General features: G+C 54.4%; 18 protein-coding genes. 10 read left to right on the forward strand and 8 right to left on the reverse strand.

The features are described from left to right. Positions 1–4 precede the first annotated feature (4 nt). Positions 5–907, reverse strand: a complete 903-nt coding sequence (gene rimK, locus C3708_RS05780) for a 30S ribosomal protein S6--L-glutamate ligase (RefSeq protein ID WP_095281390.1) — start codon at positions 905–907, stop codon at positions 5–7. A 70-nt stretch (positions 908–977) separates the two neighbouring features. Then, entirely contained in the window at positions 978–1,700 is a 723-nt protein-coding gene (nfsA, locus tag C3708_RS05785; protein WP_103948735.1) for an oxygen-insensitive NADPH nitroreductase, read from the reverse strand. Positions 1,701–1,887: 187 nt separating this feature from the next. Between nfsA and C3708_RS05790 the strand changes: the two genes are divergently transcribed. Next, positions 1,888–2,157, forward strand: a complete 270-nt coding sequence (locus C3708_RS05790; RefSeq protein ID WP_095281388.1) for a GrxA family glutaredoxin — start codon at positions 1,888–1,890, stop codon at positions 2,155–2,157. Positions 2,158–2,186: 29 nt separating this feature from the next. On the opposite strand, the gene C3708_RS05795 is transcribed toward C3708_RS05790, so the two are convergent. Then, complete coding sequence (locus C3708_RS05795) at positions 2,187–2,558, reverse strand: inner membrane protein YbjM (RefSeq protein WP_095281387.1); 372 nt, start codon at positions 2,556–2,558, stop codon at positions 2,187–2,189. A gap of 277 nt (positions 2,559–2,835) precedes the next feature. On the opposite strand from C3708_RS05795, the gene C3708_RS05800 reads away from it, so the two are divergent. The 3 genes from C3708_RS05800 to C3708_RS05810 all read left to right on the forward strand — a co-directional run bounded on the left by C3708_RS05800 (position 2,836) and on the right by C3708_RS05810 (position 6,044). Then, entirely contained in the window at positions 2,836–4,521 is a 1,686-nt protein-coding gene (locus C3708_RS05800; protein ID WP_103946908.1) for an aspartate:alanine antiporter, read from the forward strand. A 253-nt stretch (positions 4,522–4,774) separates the two neighbouring features. Beyond that, complete coding sequence (locus tag C3708_RS05805) at positions 4,775–5,362, forward strand: TetR/AcrR family transcriptional regulator (protein ID WP_103948736.1); 588 nt, start codon at positions 4,775–4,777, stop codon at positions 5,360–5,362. Between the two features lie 70 nt (positions 5,363–5,432). Further along, the gene (locus C3708_RS05810; protein WP_103948737.1) at positions 5,433–6,044 is read left to right on the forward strand and encodes an NAD(P)H-dependent oxidoreductase; all 612 of its coding nucleotides are present in this window, start codon (positions 5,433–5,435) and stop codon (positions 6,042–6,044) included. A 170-nt stretch (positions 6,045–6,214) separates the two neighbouring features. Here the strand turns inward: C3708_RS05810 and C3708_RS05815 are convergent, their stop codons facing one another. After that, complete coding sequence (locus C3708_RS05815) at positions 6,215–6,757, reverse strand: TetR/AcrR family transcriptional regulator (protein WP_103948738.1); 543 nt, start codon at positions 6,755–6,757, stop codon at positions 6,215–6,217. Positions 6,758–6,837: 80 nt separating this feature from the next. On the opposite strand from C3708_RS05815, the gene C3708_RS05820 reads away from it, so the two are divergent. Continuing rightward, positions 6,838–8,052, forward strand: coding sequence for an MFS transporter (locus C3708_RS05820; RefSeq protein WP_095281382.1), 1,215 nt, complete (start codon positions 6,838–6,840; stop codon positions 8,050–8,052). Further along, complete coding sequence (locus C3708_RS05825; RefSeq protein WP_103948739.1) at positions 8,042–8,854, forward strand: Cof-type HAD-IIB family hydrolase; 813 nt, start codon at positions 8,042–8,044, stop codon at positions 8,852–8,854. Before C3708_RS05820 ends, C3708_RS05825 begins: the two co-directional genes overlap by 11 nt. Positions 8,855–9,005: 151 nt before the next feature. Here the strand turns inward: C3708_RS05825 and C3708_RS05830 are convergent, their stop codons facing one another. Then, complete coding sequence (locus C3708_RS05830; protein ID WP_103948740.1) at positions 9,006–10,235, reverse strand: MFS transporter; 1,230 nt, start codon at positions 10,233–10,235, stop codon at positions 9,006–9,008. A 168-nt stretch (positions 10,236–10,403) separates the two neighbouring features. Between C3708_RS05830 and C3708_RS05835 the strand changes: the two genes are divergently transcribed. The 3 genes from C3708_RS05835 to deoR all read left to right on the forward strand — a co-directional run bounded on the left by C3708_RS05835 (position 10,404) and on the right by deoR (position 12,574). Next, on the forward strand, positions 10,404–11,132 hold the full coding sequence (locus C3708_RS05835) for a phosphatase PAP2 family protein (protein WP_103948741.1): 729 nt from the start codon (positions 10,404–10,406) through the stop codon (positions 11,130–11,132). 7 nt (positions 11,133–11,139) lie between these two features. After that, on the forward strand, positions 11,140–11,748 hold the full coding sequence (gene ybjG / locus C3708_RS05840) for an undecaprenyl-diphosphate phosphatase (protein ID WP_103946911.1): 609 nt from the start codon (positions 11,140–11,142) through the stop codon (positions 11,746–11,748). A 67-nt stretch (positions 11,749–11,815) separates the two neighbouring features. Beyond that, positions 11,816–12,574: a DNA-binding transcriptional repressor DeoR gene (gene deoR / locus C3708_RS05845; RefSeq protein WP_103948742.1), complete on the forward strand. Its 759-nt coding sequence runs from the start codon at positions 11,816–11,818 to the stop codon at positions 12,572–12,574. Positions 12,575–12,722: 148 nt separating this feature from the next. On the opposite strand, the gene dacC is transcribed toward deoR, so the two are convergent. Continuing rightward, positions 12,723–13,925 carry a serine-type D-Ala-D-Ala carboxypeptidase gene (dacC, locus tag C3708_RS05850; protein WP_095284222.1) on the reverse strand — a complete coding sequence of 401 codons (1,203 nt, stop codon included), beginning with the start codon at positions 13,923–13,925 and terminating at the stop codon, positions 12,723–12,725. A gap of 258 nt (positions 13,926–14,183) precedes the next feature. On the opposite strand from dacC, the gene C3708_RS05855 reads away from it, so the two are divergent. After that, positions 14,184–14,810 carry a glutathione S-transferase family protein gene (locus C3708_RS05855; protein ID WP_095281375.1) on the forward strand — a complete coding sequence of 209 codons (627 nt, stop codon included), beginning with the start codon at positions 14,184–14,186 and terminating at the stop codon, positions 14,808–14,810. Here the strand turns inward: C3708_RS05855 and C3708_RS05860 are convergent, their stop codons facing one another. Next, on the reverse strand, positions 14,811–15,929 hold the full coding sequence (locus tag C3708_RS05860) for a PQQ-dependent sugar dehydrogenase (protein ID WP_103948743.1): 1,119 nt from the start codon (positions 15,927–15,929) through the stop codon (positions 14,811–14,813). It lies immediately after the preceding gene. Positions 15,930–16,036: 107 nt separating this feature from the next. After that, positions 16,037–16,420, reverse strand: a complete 384-nt coding sequence (gene bssR, locus C3708_RS05865) for a biofilm formation regulator BssR (protein ID WP_103948744.1) — start codon at positions 16,418–16,420, stop codon at positions 16,037–16,039. Positions 16,421–16,545: the final 125 nt, after the last annotated feature.

The raw sequence follows: 16,545 nt of genomic DNA on the forward strand, positions 1-16,545 counted from the left end.
AGTTCTAACCACCCGTTTTCAGGCAAAAGCCCGGCGTGGCCTGGCGTTCGATCCAGGAGATCATTTTACCTGCAATATCAATTCCTGTGGTTTTTTCAATGCCTTCAAGACCTGGCGAGGCGTTGACTTCCATTACCAGTGGGCCACGATTCGCCCGCAAAATATCCACGCCAGCAATATCCAGCCCCAGTGTTTGCGCCGCCTTAATCGCGATTTCACGTTCGCGCTCACTGATAGTAGCGATACGCGCCACGCCGCCACGGTGCAGATTCGATCGAAAATCGCCGTCTTTGGCCTGGCGTTCAATGGCTGCCACAACTTCATCGCCCACCACCAGGCAGCGGATATCGCGGCCTTTTGCCTCTTCGATATATTCCTGCACCAGAATATGGGCGTTCAGTCCGCGAAAAGCATCAATCACGCTCTCTGCGGCCTGGCGCGTTTCGGCCAGCACCACACCGATGCCCTGCGTGCCTTCGACCAGTTTCACCACCAGCGGCGCGCCGCCGACCATATCAATCAGATCGCTGGTGTCGTCCGGGGAATGGGCAATGCCGGTAATGGGCAGGTCGATCCCCTGACGGGCGAGCAGTTGCAGGGAGCGCAGCTTGTCGCGCGCGCGGGTAATGGCGACGGATTCATTTAAGGGGTAGCTGCCGAGCATCTCAAACTGACGCAGTGCAGCGGTGCCGTAAAAGGTAATTTGCGAGCCGATGCGGGGAATAACCGCATCGAAGTGCGGCAGATGGCGGCCTTTGTAGTGAATAGAGGACGCCGCCGGGCTGATGTTCATATAGCACGACAGCGGATCGAGGATTTCAACCAGATGGCCACGCTTATTGGCTGCCTCAAGCAGACGTTTACACGAATAGAGCGTTCCATCCCGGGACAAAATGGCAATTTTCACCCTGCACCTCTCTAAAGACTCGATAACAGCCTGCGTATCATACACGCAGGCTGGCACAGGATGAATGGGCTTATCGCACAGCCCAGCCCTGTTTATGCAAATAGTCGAGAATAAACGGACGGTTTTCTTTAATGATGGTGCGGCGAATGTGATCGCTCCAGGTATCGCGGCGGGTATTGCTGCCGCGCGACAGATAGTAACTGGCGATTTCTTCGTCATACTGCGCAAGAACGTCTGTATCCACCGGTTGGTAGTGATTTTCATGCATCAGCATTGCCGCAGGCAGACGCGGCTTGAGATCCGGGTTATCCGCAGGCCAGCCGAGGCACAGACCAAACAGTGGCAGCACGTGCTTTGGCAGTGAAAGCAGTTCGGTAACGGCGTCGATGTTATTGCGCAGCCCGCCGATATAAACGCCACCTAATCCGAGAGATTCCGCCGCCGTGAGGGCATTCTGCGCCATTAGCGCGGTATCGACCACGCCCAGCAGCAACTGTTCCGCCAGCCCAAGCTCGGCTTCAGGGCAAATTTGCAGATGGCGGTTGAAGTCGGCGCAAAACACCCAAAACTCCGCCGCCTGCGCCACATGGGGTTGTCCGCCCGTCAGCGGGACAAGCTGTTCGCGCATAGCCGGGTCGGTGACGCGAATAATCGACGTGCACTGTAAGAAGCTTGAGCTGGAGGTGGCTCTCGCGCTGTCCACTATTGCCTCACGCTCGGCGTCGCTAATCGGCTTATCGGTAAAATGGCGGATGGAGCGGTGGGCGCGAATCACATCAATCGTCGGCGTCATTAGGTCTCTCTTTTCTCTGTCTGTACGCGGAATGACTGCCAGTATAGGCAAAGAAAAGTGTGATGTAATTGGCGAAACATAGCCTGTAAGTATTAAAGCGACAGGTAAAACCTGCTTTCCATCAGCAAGTGTTATCGGGCACACTAAGCGACATTCGCCGTTAGGCTTACGTTTTGAGGAGAGAGATATGTTTGCAGTGATTTTTGGACGTCCGGGATGCCCTTACTGCGTGCGCGCTAAAGAACTGGCAGAAAAACTGACCGCCGAGCGTGATGACTTTAACTTCCGCTACGTGGACATTCACGCGGAAGGCATCAGCAAAGCCGATCTGGAAAAAACCGTGGGTAAACCGGTTGAAACCGTACCGCAGATTTTCCTCGATCAGACGCACATTGGCGGCTTTACCGATTTCGAAGCCTACGCGAAAGAAAATCTGGGACTTTTTGCAGCCCAGTAAGCGACAAGCGCCCTCTCAGGAGGGCGTTTTTATTTGTGCCGTGCACGATGAAAAAGACTGCGCACAAACATAAAACTTAGCGCGCCCAACGCACACCAGAAAATCCCGCTCATCAGCCACGCCAGCTCTTGCCACAGGGAGCGCGACGAGACAAAAACCAGTCGCAGCAACACCAGACACAGCGGTGCTGCCAGCATCGCACCGATCAACGGCTTCACCACTTCTCCCCCGCGAGAGAGAAAGCTCGCCACCACGCCGGGTAAAATGAAAAACAGCAAACCCAGCTCAGGATGACCTGACGTTCTGAATGCGCCCTTCACGTGGAATGCTAACGAAAGGCAAACCGCGATAAACAGTAGAAAACAGCAGACGACGCCTGCCCAGTTCCGCTTTATGTTCAAAAATCCTCCTGACTCCATCACTATCGAATACACAATCGTCCAGAGGACGCCCAGTCAGATAATGCAATGTGGCATTCCTTGCCAAAGCTCATACGTTGTTACGCGATCTTTTCTGGCCCTGGATATCTAATACGATTAGACTATCGGCCAGTTATTGTTCTGTGGGATATATTCTGTATGGGCGAAAGGGGTAATCCCTGCACTCATACGGGTTAAAACAGTAGCCTAAATCCCCCATCCTTTCAACAGCTTAACGGTAAACAAGAAGTTAGCCTCCGTGAATATAAACGTCGCAGATTTGTTAAATGGGAATTACATCCTGTTATTATTTGTTGTACTGGCACTGGGACTGTGTCTGGGTAAATTACGCCTGGGTTCAGTTCAACTTGGTAATTCCATTGGCGTTTTAGTGGTCTCATTATTATTAGGCCAGCAGCATTTCAGCATCAACACGGATGCGCTCAATCTCGGTTTTATGCTGTTTATTTTTTGCGTGGGTGTGGAAGCCGGGCCGAACTTTTTTTCAATTTTCTTCCGCGACGGCAAAAATTATCTGATGCTGGCGCTGGTGATGGTTGGCAGCGCGCTGGTGATTGCGTTAGGGCTGGGTAAACTGTTTGGCTGGGATATCGGCTTGACCGCAGGTATGCTCGCCGGTTCGATGACCTCGACACCGGTGCTGGTTGGCGCAGGCGATACGTTGCGCCACTCCGGCATGGAGGGCAGTCAGCTTTCTTTAGCACTCGATCACCTGAGCCTCGGCTACGCCCTCACCTATCTGATCGGGCTAGTGAGCCTGATCGTCGCCGCACGTTATCTGCCTAAATTACAGCATCAGGATCTTCAGACCAGCGCCCAGCAAATCGCTCGTGAGCGCGGCCTGGACACCGACACCAAACGTAAAGTTTATTTGCCTGTTATTCGCGCCTATCGCGTCGGGCCGGAACTGGTCGCCTGGGCCGACGGTAAAAATCTGCGCGAGCTGGGGATTTATCGCCAGACCGGCTGCTATATCGAGCGTATCCGCCGCAACGGTATTCTTGCGAACCCGGACGGCGATGCCGTTTTGCAAATGGGCGATGATATTGCGCTGGTCGGCTACCCGGATGCGCACGCACGTCTCGACCCAAGCTTCCGTAACGGCAAAGAAGTGTTCGACCGCGACCTACTCGACATGCGTATCGTCACAGAAGAGATTGTGGTGAAAAACCACAACGCCGTCGGTCGCCGTCTGGCGCAGCTCAAGCTGACTGACCACGGCTGCTTCCTGAATCGCGTGATTCGCAGCCAGATTGAAATGCCAATTGACGACAATGTCGTGCTGAATAAAGGCGACGTGCTGCAGGTGAGCGGTGACGCGCGACGCGTGAAAACCGTTGCCGACCGCATCGGCTTTATCTCCATTCATAGCCAGGTCACCGACCTGCTTGCCTTCTGCGCCTTCTTCATTGTCGGCCTGATGATTGGGATGATCACCTTCCAGTTCAGCAACTTTAGCTTCGGCGTAGGTAACGCAGCCGGTCTGCTGTTCGCCGGGATTATGCTTGGCTTCCTGCGAGCCAACCACCCGACCTTCGGTTATATCCCGCAGGGCGCGCTAAATATGGTGAAAGAGTTCGGCCTGATGGTCTTTATGGCAGGTGTCGGTTTAAGTGCAGGCAGCGGCATCGGCCACAGTCTCGGCGCGGTTGGCTGGCAGATGTTAGTGGCTGGTTTGATCGTCAGCCTGCTGCCGGTGGTCATCTGTTTCCTGTTCGGCGCCTACGTCCTGCGTATGAACCGTGCGATGCTGTTCGGCGCAATGATGGGTGCGCGCACCTGCGCTCCGGCGATGGAAATCATCAGCGACACCGCACGCAGCAACATCCCGGCACTGGGCTACGCAGGCACTTATGCTATCGCCAACGTCCTGCTGACCCTCGCCGGTACGCTGATCATCATCATCTGGCCCGCACTCGGATAACTCTGAAGATGGCGCATCGCACAATTATTTTTGCGATGCGCAGAACTTTTCGTATATGAGGCAGTCATAACTATTGCCACTGCTTTTCTTTGATGTCCCCCAATTTGTGGAGCCCATCAACCCCGCCACTTTGGTTCAAGGTTGATGGGTTTTTTGTTGCCTGAAATTCGCGTCCTTTCCATATCCCCCCTTGCCTGCGTTCCAGGCAAACTCTGATAGAATAATCCCCCATGCTCAACTGGAGGCTCATATCTTGGCAACCAAACGATTAAAAAAAGAAGAACGCAGGCAGCAGCTTCTGGACGTGGCCAGAGCGATCATTCGTGAAGAGGGTACGGAGAATCTGACGCTGGGCTATCTCGCTGAGAAAGCCGGGGTGACAAAACCCATCACCTACGATCATTTTGGCGACCGGAAGGGTCTCCTGGTCGTCCTTTATGCGTCATTTAATGAGCAGCAAATTGCCAATTTCAAACAGGCACTGACGAGTCCCACCACCAGCTTTGAACAGGCCGTCCGACTCTACAGCACCGCCTACATCAAGTGCGTCATCAGTACCGGACCCGAGATTACTCAGATAATCGCGGCGCTTTCCGGCTCTGAAGCGCTGATGGAAGCCCTCGATAAAGGGCGCAAAGCCTGCGCGGACAGCCTTATTGAAGCGTTGCAACCCTATATCAACTTGCAGGGCTCTCTCGGCGAAAGTGTGATTGCCACGCAACTCGGTGCTGCTGACGCCATATCAGCTCTGGCAAGCAGAAACACGATTTCTGCCGATGACGCCATCAATATTTTGACAGGGGCAATGCTCGGGAGCCTTAACGCGTACCAGCAAATCTAGAAAGCACAAATTGGCTTGCCTTACCTAAGTTACCAACAGTAACATACTGTGAAATTCACAGGAGGCAGCTATGTCTAATCTTCAAAATATTCAAAACGTCCTTATTATTACGGCTCATCCGGTAGAGGATTCACTGACGCGTTCTCTTGCCGTGAGAATTGCAGAACAATATTCCCGCCAGGGAATTCGCGTGGATATGAATAACCTTGATAGTGCTTCTTTTCAGCCAGCCATGACGAATGCCGATCTGGGCGTTTACCACGGTAAGCAAGCCTTACCGGACGATATCCAGGCTGAGCAAGCGCGTGTGGACAGTGCGGATATGCTAGTCTTTGTGTTCCCTGTTTACTGGTGGTCCGTGCCGGGTATTCTTAAAGGCTGGTTTGATCGTGTGCTGACCAATGGCTGGGCTTATAAAACAGCAGATGATGGCCGTATCGTTGGGATCATGAAAAATATCCCGGTTCGTTTGGTCGCCATCGCCGGGAGTGATAAAAGTGGGTTTGATCGCCACGGATATACCACCGCGATTCACACGCAAATTGTCGAAGGCGTATTTGGGTTCTGCGGACTCAAAGATATTACTCTTGATTATCTCTATGAGGCCGATACCGCTAATAGTGCTCAAATTGATGATTTCTTGAAAAATGTCAGCCCTGCATTAATACCTCACATGGAATAAATGAATGAGAGGGATGGGAAATCAAATTCATTTTAATTTCCCACTCTTTATCGCATTCTTCAGCATAACAAAAACTGACCTCTTTATTTGGGAGGAAATTGCGCAAATGCGATTATTACGACCATTATCACAAAGGCAACAATGGTTATAGTGACCACCGGAGCGACACACTAAAGCCCCGCGATACGCCCTACCATCGCCCGGATTTCTTCCCGCGACAGCGGTTCTCGATCCGTCACGAAATGCAGGGTCATACCCTCAATAAATGCATCGAGTGCACGGGCTGTTACCGGATCAAACCACTGCTCAAGAGTGCTTTGGCTGGTTTGCATCCAGTCCTGCATGACGTTTTTCAGCGCCGGTTTACGGTTCATCAATGCGTAAAGCTGATACATCAGCTCCATATTGTACGGCGTAGTGACTTCAGAGCTGTGGATCAGCGTCGTGATGGATTCGCAGGCCATTTCTGGCCCCGTTACGCCCGCAAAAAAATCCTGATACTGCTGCGACATATCACGGGTGAATCCCATGAAGGCCTCTTCGAGCAACGAATCTATCCCATCGAAATAATAGGTCATCGACCCCAACGGCACGCCCGCACACGTGGCGATTTTCCGGTGTGTAACGGCATTGATCCCATGCTCGGCAATAGACTCCAGCGTCGCCTGCAGTATCCGTTCCCGCCGCTGCGGATCGTTTGGTCGTCTGCTCATAAATTCTCCTTCCGGTTTATGTACAAATGTACACAAACTTGTTAGTGTTGTCGCTATTGTTGTACTTCTGGTGCTTCTCAATGACGTTGATTTCTCCTCGTAAAGCCCTGCAGCGACGCCTGTGGGCGCTGTTTATGTTCTTCTTTATCCCCGGATTGCTGATGGCATCCTGGGCGACGCGCACTCCTGCGATCCGCGATATTTTGTCGGTATCGACCGCTGAAATGGGCATCGTACTGTTCGGTCTGTCGATCGGGTCGATGAGCGGTATTTTGTGTTCGGCGTGGCTGGTAAAGCGCTTTGGCACGCGCAAAGTGATCCGCACCACCATGTGCTGCGCCGTGGTCGGCATGATTTTCCTGAGCGTCGCCCTGTGGTTCACCTCGCCAGTGATGTTCGCGTTTGGTCTGATGGTCTTTGGCGGCAGCTTTGGCTCAGCGGAAGTGGCGATTAACGTCGAAGGTGCAGCCGTTGAACGCGAGCTGAATAAAACGGTTTTGCCGATGATGCACGGCTTCTACAGCCTCGGCACGCTGGCTGGTGCGGGTGTCGGTATGGCGCTGACGGCCTTTGGCACTGCTGCCAGCCTGCATATTTTACTGGCAGCGTTGGTGTGCATTCTCCCAATCCTGACCGGCATTACTTTTATTCCTGACGGCAACGGCAAAAACAGCGCAGAAGAACAAAAATCGGCTGAGAAAGGTTTACCCTTCTATCGCGATATGCAGCTGATGCTGATTGGTGTGGTGGTGCTGGCGATGGCGTTTGCCGAAGGCTCTGCCAACGACTGGCTGCCGCTGCTGATGGTTGACGGCCACGGTTTTAGCCCAACCTCCGGTTCACTGATTTACGCCGGGTTTACCCTCGGGATGACCTTAGGTCGCTTTACCGGCGGCTGGTTTATCGATCGCTACAGCCGCGTAGCCGTGGTGCGCGCCAGTGCGCTGATGGGCGCGTTGGGTATCGCGCTGATTATCTTCGTCGATGTGGACTGGATAGCCGGGGTCTCGGTCATCCTATGGGGCGCGGGCGCGTCACTCGGCTTCCCGCTCACCATTTCAGCGGCCAGCGATACCGGCCCGGATGCGCCAACGCGCGTCAGTGTGGTCGCTACCACCGGCTATCTTGCCTTCCTGGTTGGCCCGCCGCTGCTCGGTTTCCTAGGCGAACATTACGGCTTACGCAGCGCTATGCTGGTCGTGCTCGGCCTGGTGATCATCGCCGCACTGGTCGCGAAAGCCGTCGCTAAACCTACTACGCAACATTCAGCAATGGAGAAGGGATATGAGCGTTAAGTTAATCGCCGTCGACATGGATGGAACCTTCCTGAGCGACGCCAAAACCTATAACCGCGAGCGCTTTCTGGCACAATATGCGCGCATGAAAGAGCAAAATATTCGCTTCGTGGTCGCCAGCGGAAATCAGTATTACCAGCTGATCTCCTTTTTCCCGGAAATTGCCGATGAGATTGCCTTTGTCGCCGAAAATGGCGGCTGGGTGGTGAACGCTCGCGAAGATGTATTCAACGGCGAGCTGACCAACGCCCAGTTCGATAAGGTGGCGCGTTTTCTCTGTGCATTGCCCGATGTGGAAGTGATCGCCTGCGGCAAGAGCAGCGCGTACACCCTGAACGCCTATGACGACAGCCTAAAAGAAATGGCAGCGAAATATTACCATCGTCTGGAAATGGTCGATAATTTCGACCATCTGGACGACATCTTCTTTAAATTTGGACTTAACCTGCCGGACAGCGATATTCCGCGCGTTCAGGAGATGATCCACGCCGAGCTGAGCGACATTATGGTTCCGGTGACCACCGGGCATGGCAACATCGACTTGATTATTCCGGGCGTGCACAAGGCTAACGGTCTGCGCATTTTGCAGCAGCACTGGGGCATTGCAGATAGCGAAGTCGTGGCATTTGGTGACAGCGGAAATGACGTTGAAATGCTACGTCAGGCGGGCTTTAGCTTTGCGATGGCCAACGCCAAACCGCACATCAAAGCGGCCGCGCGTTATGAAGCGCCGCACAATAACGATGAAGGCGTGCTGGATGTGATTGAGAAAGCGTTGAATGGGGAAGCGCCGTTTAACTAATGCCCGGTGGCGCACCCTACAGCTTAGTGCGGTCTGGTGCCCTCACCCCGGCCCTCTCCCCCGGGGAGAGGGAGAAAACACGCGTTGCTCTTGTAGGCCGGGTAAGGCGCAGCCGCCACCCGGCACAAAGACCGCACCGAATCCGCAGAAGTTACTGCAATGCGCTACCTACGCGTTTATCTTTCAGGAACACCACCATCAGCCCCAGCCACAGCACGCCGTTCGCAAGGTTAAACAGGCTGAACAGCCCGTTGCCGCCAAAGCCGTACGCGTGCTTACTGACTTCGATCCCGACGGTAAATATCAGCATCTGCAACATGCCCATTGCGGCAGAAACTGTCCCTTTACTCATTTCGCTGGCGAACAGCGTCAGACGCACCAGACCTGCGTTAGCCAGACCAATGCCGAACGCATAAATGCTCAGCCCGGCAGTCATCCACAGATAAGCGTGTGATGAGGCGACGGTGGCGGCCGCCGCAACGACCAGACCCGCCATAATAGGCCAGCCGCCCATGATGATCAGCGAACGCACGCTGCGACGCGATGTGAGACGCGCCAGCACCAGGTTACCGATAATCAGCGCACCAAAAATCGGTACCTGCAACAGGCCATATTCATAGCTGCTGAGCTTCTCGCCGCTAATGATGATAACCGGCGACTGGGCAATCCACGCCAGCAGTGGCAGGCTGACAAAGCCCGTCGCCAGCGCTCCTGCTACAAAACGCACATTTCTGAGCACTTCTTTGTAGTCGCGCCCCAGCTCTTTGAGCGACAGCTTTTCGCCGAGGCGAGTGGCGGTTTCTGGCATCGCACGATGCAGACCGAAGAACGAGATTGCCGCCAAAAGTGCGAACAGCACAAACATTCCTTCCCACGGAGCCACGTGCACCCACGCCGCACCCACCAGCGGGCCGAGCAATGGCGCAATCAGTGCCACGTTCGCCATCAGGGCGGTGATTTTGATGCACACCGCCTCCTCGAACGACTCCTGGATGGCGGCGTACCCTACCGCGCCGATAAAGCACAGACTTACCCCCTGCAAAAAACGCAGGATCGTAAATTGTTCAATGGTTTGCGCCAGCAGAATGGCGAGGCAGGTGACGATAAACCACACCACGCCGGTGAGCATTACCGGGCGACGGCCAATGCGATCCGACAGCGGCCCAAGCAGCCACTGCAAAAACATGCCGCCAGCCAGATAGGCGGTCATGGATGTCGGTACCCACTCGATACCAGCGTTGAACTGCTCAACCACCGCCAGCATACCCGGCTGAATCATATCGTTGCCGATATAGGTTGAGAATTCGTACAGCACCAGACAGAGAGGGAAAAGTAACGCCTGACGACCCAGACGATTACCGGAAGAAGAACGGTTTAACATGCAGTCTCTTTTTGATGAAAAAATCGCGATGAGTGTAATGAAATGACCGGTCGCGAGATAGTAAATTATCGAAGATAAACAGAAATAAAGCACATATCGTCGCCGTTTAAGGTTTCCTTAAGTTGACACATTTATGATGGCCTTATTCCCCGTCAATGAATGTCATTTATGGCCCACAATACTGCCCCATCGGATTTATCTAAGTCGCCGACAACTAAGACAAAACCCCTTTACCGATTACCGGCACGCTTTTATGGTTATCAGCTTTTCGCACTGATTGCTTTGGCGATGCTGTTTACCTGGCTTTCACGCGATGAAACGCTGGATCGGTGGATAACGGGTTTCTGGTATGACGCCGCCACTCACCATTTTCCGTTACAGCAAAATCACCTGCTGGATCTGCTGAATCATCGGCTGGCGAAGTACATCGCTATTGCGATGGCGGCCGTGGCGCTGATTTACGGCGCATATCGCCGCAATATGCCGCTGGTGACAGGCGCTCTGCTGATGGGGCTCGGGACGCTGGTGGTCGGCATACTGAAAGGTATAAGTCATCATAGCTGTCCGTGGGATTTGCTGGAGTACGGCGGCAAGGCGGTTTCTTATCCGCTGTTTGGTAGCACGCCTGACGGCAGCGGCCCCGGTCGTTGCTTCCCTGGCGGGCACGCCTCAAGCGGCTTTATGGTGATGGGGCTGTTTTTCGCCTTCTGGCGCGAGCGTCCTCGCCTGGCGTGGTGCTTTGTCGCCCTGGGCATTTTTGCCGGGCTGGCGATGGGCTTCGGTCAGGTAATGCGCGGGGCGCATTTTTTCTCTCACAACCTGTGGGCAGGTTGGTGGGTGTGGTTTTCTCAGGTCGTGGCTTACGGCCTTGTTTCTGCCTGGTTTGCTAAAGAGTGATGATGGAATGCTAGAGAATCTCAATTACGGACTGTTTTATCTGATTAATGCCACCCCTGCTTCGCCGGAGTGGATGATTATTTTTGCCAAATTTGTGGCAAAAGATCTGATTAACATCGTGCCGCTGCTTATCGCGATACTCTGGCTATGGGGCCCGCGCAAGCAGGTCGGCGCCCAACGTCAGCTGGTGATTAAGGTAGTGATGGCGTTGGCCGTGAGCATGACCGCGTCCTGGACGCTGGGACATTTGTTCCCGCACGACCGTCCGTTTGTCGACCATATCGGCTCAAACTTCCTGCACCATTCAGCTGACGACTCTTTCCCTAGCGATCACGGCACGGTGATTTTCACCTTCGCGCTGGCGTTCTTGTTCTGGCATCGCGTCTGGTCAGGCGTGGTGTTGATGGTCATCGCTCTCGGCATTGCGTGGTCGCGCGTTTACCTTGGTGTCCACTGGCCGCTGGATATGCTGGGCGGATTGCTGGTTGGTTTTATGGGCTGTCTGACGGCGCAAATCCTGTGGAATATCATGGGCCAACAGATTTACCGCGGGCTGCAACGGGTTTACCGTATTTGCTTCGCCCTGCCTATCCGCAAGGGCTGGATACGTGACTAATCCCGGTCCGACAGGTTACACTTGAACCCCCACATTGTGGGGGTTCACTTTTTCGCCCCGAGGATCTATGGAAACACGACGCGACGACCGCATATCCCAGCTGCTGCACGCCCTGAAGCGCAGCGATAAGCTGCATCTCAAAGAAGCCGCCCAGTTACTCGGCGTTTCCGAGATGACCATTCGTCGCGACCTGAACAGCGAAAGTGCCCCGGTAGTGCTACTGGGCGGGTATATCATGCTGGAGCCACGTAGTGGCAGCCACTATCTGCTAAGCGATCAAAAGACCCGTCTGGTTGAAGAGAAACGCAAAGCCACGCGGCTGGCTGCGTCCCTTGTGCAGCCGCATCAGACACTGTTTTTTGACTGTGGCACCACCACGCCGTGGATTATCGAAGCCATCGATAACACGCTGCCGTTCACGGCGGTGTGTTACTCCCTGAACACCTTTCTGGCCTTACAGGAAAAGCCCGAGTGTCGGGTCATCCTTTGCGGCGGGGAGTTTCACGCCAGCAACGCCATTTTTAAACCACTGAATCTGCAGGATACGCTCAGTAATTTATGCCCTGATATCGCCTTTTACTCGGCGGCGGGCGTGAGCGTGCTTCAGGGCGCGACCTGTTTTAATCTCGAAGAGTTGACGGTGAAGCACTGGGCGATGAATGCCGCTCAGTATCATGTGCTGGTGGTGGATCACAGTAAATTTGGCAAGGTCCGTCCGGCGCGGATGGGCGAGCTGGCGCGTTTTGATGCGATAGTGAGCGACTGCAAGCCTGACGACGAACTGGTCGCACACGCAAAAGCGCAGCAGATTAAGTTGATGTATTGAGTGCGGGTTTTGCCGGGTGACGGCTACACCTTACCCGGCCTACAAAACCGGATTAAATTGATGTATTGTGCGCGCCACACGGCCTACGGGTTTTGTAGGCCCGTGCAAACGAAGCGCCGCCGGGCATAGCAGACGGCGCTGTAATCACTTAAAACCAACCGCCAAACCACGAGTGGAATTTCATCATCACGAAGTCCCACATCCGGCTAAAGAATCCACCCTCTTCTATCGCTTCCATTACGATCAGCGGACGCTGCTCGATGGATTTGCCATTCAGCTGGAAATCAATCGTCCCGACAACCTGGCCCTTTTTCAGCGGAGCCGTCAGCTGCGGATCGGTCAGCGTGTAGCTCGCTTTCAGGTTTTTCAGCTGCCCGCGCGGGATGGTCACCGAGCCGGCTTCACCCGCGCCAAGATTCACTTCGCTCTTATCACCGAACCAGACACGCTGGCTGATAAATGTCGCATCCGGCTTAATCGGCGTGACCGTTTCAAAGAAACGGAAGCCCCAGGTCAGCAGTTTTTCGGATTCGTTAAAGCGGATACGGTCGGTTTTGGTGCCGAGCACCACGGAGATCAGACGCATATCGCCCTGGGTGGCAGAGGCCACCAGGTTATAGCCCGCGCCCGCAGTGGTCCCGGTTTTCATACCGTCCACATTCACGTTGCTGCTCCACAGCAGACGGTTGCGGTTCGGCTGACGAATCTTGTTGAAGGTAAACTCTTTCTCTTTGTGGATCGCGTACTCATCCGGTACGTCGTGGATCAGCGCTTTGCCCAACAGCGCCATATCGCGCGCGGTACTGAACTGCCCCGGCGCATCCAGGCCGTGAACGGTTTTAAAGGTGGTTTTGGTCAGCCCCAGCTTTTGCGCGTAGCCATTCATCAGGCCGATAAAGGAGTCCTGGCTCCCGGCGACGTAATCCGCCAGCGCGATACAGGCGTCGTTACCCGACTGAATAATCACCCCTTTATTCAGATCTGATACGGAAACCTGGTCACCCGGTTTCAGGAACATTACGGATGAACCGCGCAGCGCCGGGTTGCCGGTGGCCCAGGCGTCTTTGCCAATGGTCACCATATCGTCGAGCTTAATTTTGTTGGCTTTGAGCGCCTGCCCGACCACGTAGCTGGTCATGATCTTGGTCAGACTCGCCGGATCGAGCTGCTCGTCAGCGTTACCTTCGGCCAGCACTTTGCCGCTAGCGTAATCCATCAGGATCCACGCGCGCGCGTCAACTGGCGGCGCTTCAGGTGCCGCGGCTTCCGCTGCATACAGGGTTGGAGAAAACAGGAAAAGCAGTGCGGAGCCAGCTGCGAGGCTGCGCAGAGAAGAAGTTTTATGCGTCATAAATGCCACCCGAGTGTCCTTTCTAAAAAATCACGTCACATCACCGTGTCGCAAGAAGCGATGAGTAATAACGTACTAATGAGTCTAAAGAAACCTAAACCAGGTAAAGTTTTTAAAGTTTACGCAATAACGGGCCGGGGCGCTGTTCCTGATGCGATTTTTTTGTCTTCTGTTGCGTAAATGTTAGGTTTATCTCACCATGTGAAACCGCAGGCTTTGATTCACCACTCAGGTTATTTCACTCATTCAGGAGTCATTATGATTACGCTGTGGGGCAGGAACAATTCAACCAACGTCAAAAAAGTGCTGTGGACGCTGGAAGAGCTGGATTTACCGTTTAACCAAATCATGGCCGGTTTGCAGTTTGGTGTGAACAAAGACGCCGAGTACCTGGCGATGAACCCGAACGGGCTGGTGCCGCTGTTACGCGACGATGAAACCGATTTAACCCTGTGGGAATCCAACGCCATCGTGCGTTATCTGGCGGCGCAGTACGGGCAAAACCGCCTGTGGGTGGATAATCCTGCCCGTCGTGCCGAAGGGGAAAAATGGATGGACTGGGCGAACCAGACGCTTTCTGTGGCACACCGCCCAATCCTGATGGGACTGGTCAGAACCCCGGAAGCCGAGCGCGATTACGCCGCCATCAACGCCGGGAAAGAGGCCTGCGAGAAAATGTTTGCGCTGCTGGATGACGCCCTGGCGAATCAGCCGTGGCTCTCGGGCAGCGCGTTTGGTGTGGGGGATATCGCCGTCGGGCCGTTTATCTGGAACCTGACCAACGTCGGTCTGGAGTGGCAGTCGCATCCGAACCTGGAGCGCTGGATTGCGCAGCTTAAAGAGCGCCCGGCCTTCCAGAAAGCGGTGATGATCCCGGTCAGCTAATCAGGTCCCGGACGGGCTGACTTTCAGCAGTTGCCCGTCCGATTCATCGGTCAGCACATACAGATAACCATCCGGCCCGACCCGCACATCGCGAACGCGATCCCCTTTATCCCCCAAAATTCGCCCGTCTTCCGTCACCTTATCGCCATTCACACTCAGGACAATCACGTCCTTCTCTTTCAACGCGCCGACAAACAGTTTGTTTTTCCACTGCGGGAACACGTCGCTGTTATAAAACGCCATCCCGCTCACCGCAGGCGACACTTTCCAGACGAACAGCGGCGGCTCTGTGCCTTCGACGTGCTCGCCTTTAGCTTCCGGAATTTTCAGGCCGCTGTAGTTGATGCCGTGCGTCGCCAGCGGCCAGCCGTAGTTTTTGCCTTTTTCGGGAATGTTAATCTCATCCCCGCCGCGCGGGCCGTGCTCGTTGAGCCATAGCACGTCGGTCCACGGGTTCATCGCCATGCCCTGCGGATTGCGAATGCCGTAGGACCAGATTTCCGGGCGCGCGCCCGCTTTATCGACGAACGGATTATCCGTCGGAACTTTGCCCTGATCCGTCAGGCGCACCACTTTGCCCTGGAGTTTATCCAGATCCTGCGCTGTCGGGCGCTGGTTGTTTTCACCGAGTCCGATAAACAGATAGCCTTTGCCGTCGAACACCAGTCGCCCGCCGAAGTGATTGCCCGTTGAGAGTTTCGGCATCTGGCGGAACACCACCTGGAAGGCTTCGACGCGCGAGAGATCGTCACTCAGACGACCATACCCAACCGCCGTACCCGCTTTGCCGTCGTTGCCGACTTCGGCGTAACTGAGCCATACGCGGCGTGATTTCTCAAAATCCGGAGCCAGCACCACGTCAAACAGTCCGCCCTGCCCGCTATCCCAAACTTTCGGGATGCCGACAATCGGGTCCGACAGCCCTTTACCCGTCTGCCAGTGCTTGAGCTGTCCACCCCGCAGTGTTATCAGCATTCCCTGATTATCCGGCAAAAAGGCCAGCGACCAGGGATGATCGAGTTTGGTTTGCAGCACGTCGACCTTCACCGCGGCGGGTGCGGCCATCACAGAAGTGGAGAGGAACAAGAGAGACAGAGAAATCAGCGAAGATCGGCGCATTACGCACTCCTTTTTCGACGTTTGGCATAAAGAGTAGCCAGGTCGTTCGGGCGCGTGAGCACTTTTACAAAAGCTTAAGCAGAAGGGGGAGTCGCCTCCCCCGAGATTTAGTGCTGATGGAGCGCGGCATGCTCTTTCAGGCACATAATGCAGAGAGTCAGTGTCGTCAGGCAGTGTTCGAGTTTCTCTGCGCTGACGGCGACAAACGTTGGACAATCATGGTGTCCGGTCATCAGGCATACGGCAGCTTTGGACAACGCGTCAGCCGCGCGTTGCAGGACAAGCTGTTCATCAGCGTCGTAATGTTCCCGCAGGATCGGCGCTTTCTCACGCATGTAGTCACACAGTTCAAAACAATTATCACGCAGATGGTCGCTTTCGCTGACTGACATATACCCTTTTGCCATCCTTAACTGCAGGTATGCCGCAAGGTCAATTCGGGCATTGATCAGCTTGTTCAGAAGATCGCGTTTCAGTCTGTCAACGGACATGCTATTTCCTCCCTTGTCAGCCATTGTGCAAGATCAGAGTAAGCTCAATTTTTGTACAGAATAATGCGTCAGGTCAATAAATCGAAACTAATTAACATCATTTACAATGTAACAACTTTCCTGGT

The organism is Lelliottia sp. 7254-16, from assembly GCF_002922995.1.
Classification (GTDB): Bacteria; Pseudomonadota; Gammaproteobacteria; order Enterobacterales; family Enterobacteriaceae; genus Enterobacter; species Enterobacter jeotgali.

Bases quoted from the DNA above. Each gene is read 5' to 3' on its own strand.
- C3708_RS05790 (WP_095281388.1), top strand. From the start codon at position 1,888: ATGTTTGCAGTGATTTTTGGACGTCCGGGATGCCCTTACTGCGTGCGC.
- dacC (WP_095284222.1), bottom strand. From the start codon at position 13,925: ATGACGCATAAAACTTCTTCTCTGCGCAGCCTCGCAGCTGGCTCCGCA.
- deoR (WP_103948742.1), top strand. From the start codon at position 11,816: ATGGAAACACGACGCGACGACCGCATATCCCAGCTGCTGCACGCCCTG.
- C3708_RS05825 (WP_103948739.1), top strand. From the start codon at position 8,042: ATGAGCGTTAAGTTAATCGCCGTCGACATGGATGGAACCTTCCTGAGC.
- C3708_RS05855 (WP_095281375.1), top strand. From the start codon at position 14,184: ATGATTACGCTGTGGGGCAGGAACAATTCAACCAACGTCAAAAAAGTG.
- bssR (WP_103948744.1), bottom strand. From the start codon at position 16,420: ATGTCCGTTGACAGACTGAAACGCGATCTTCTGAACAAGCTGATCAAT.
- ybjG (WP_103946911.1), top strand. From the start codon at position 11,140: ATGCTAGAGAATCTCAATTACGGACTGTTTTATCTGATTAATGCCACC.
- C3708_RS05810 (WP_103948737.1), top strand. From the start codon at position 5,433: ATGTCTAATCTTCAAAATATTCAAAACGTCCTTATTATTACGGCTCAT.
- C3708_RS05860 (WP_103948743.1), bottom strand. From the start codon at position 15,929: ATGCGCCGATCTTCGCTGATTTCTCTGTCTCTCTTGTTCCTCTCCACT.
- nfsA (WP_103948735.1), bottom strand. From the start codon at position 1,700: ATGACGCCGACGATTGATGTGATTCGCGCCCACCGCTCCATCCGCCAT.
- C3708_RS05815 (WP_103948738.1), bottom strand. From the start codon at position 6,757: ATGAGCAGACGACCAAACGATCCGCAGCGGCGGGAACGGATACTGCAG.
- C3708_RS05835 (WP_103948741.1), top strand. From the start codon at position 10,404: ATGGCCCACAATACTGCCCCATCGGATTTATCTAAGTCGCCGACAACT.
- C3708_RS05820 (WP_095281382.1), top strand. From the start codon at position 6,838: ATGACGTTGATTTCTCCTCGTAAAGCCCTGCAGCGACGCCTGTGGGCG.
- C3708_RS05830 (WP_103948740.1), bottom strand. From the start codon at position 10,235: ATGTTAAACCGTTCTTCTTCCGGTAATCGTCTGGGTCGTCAGGCGTTA.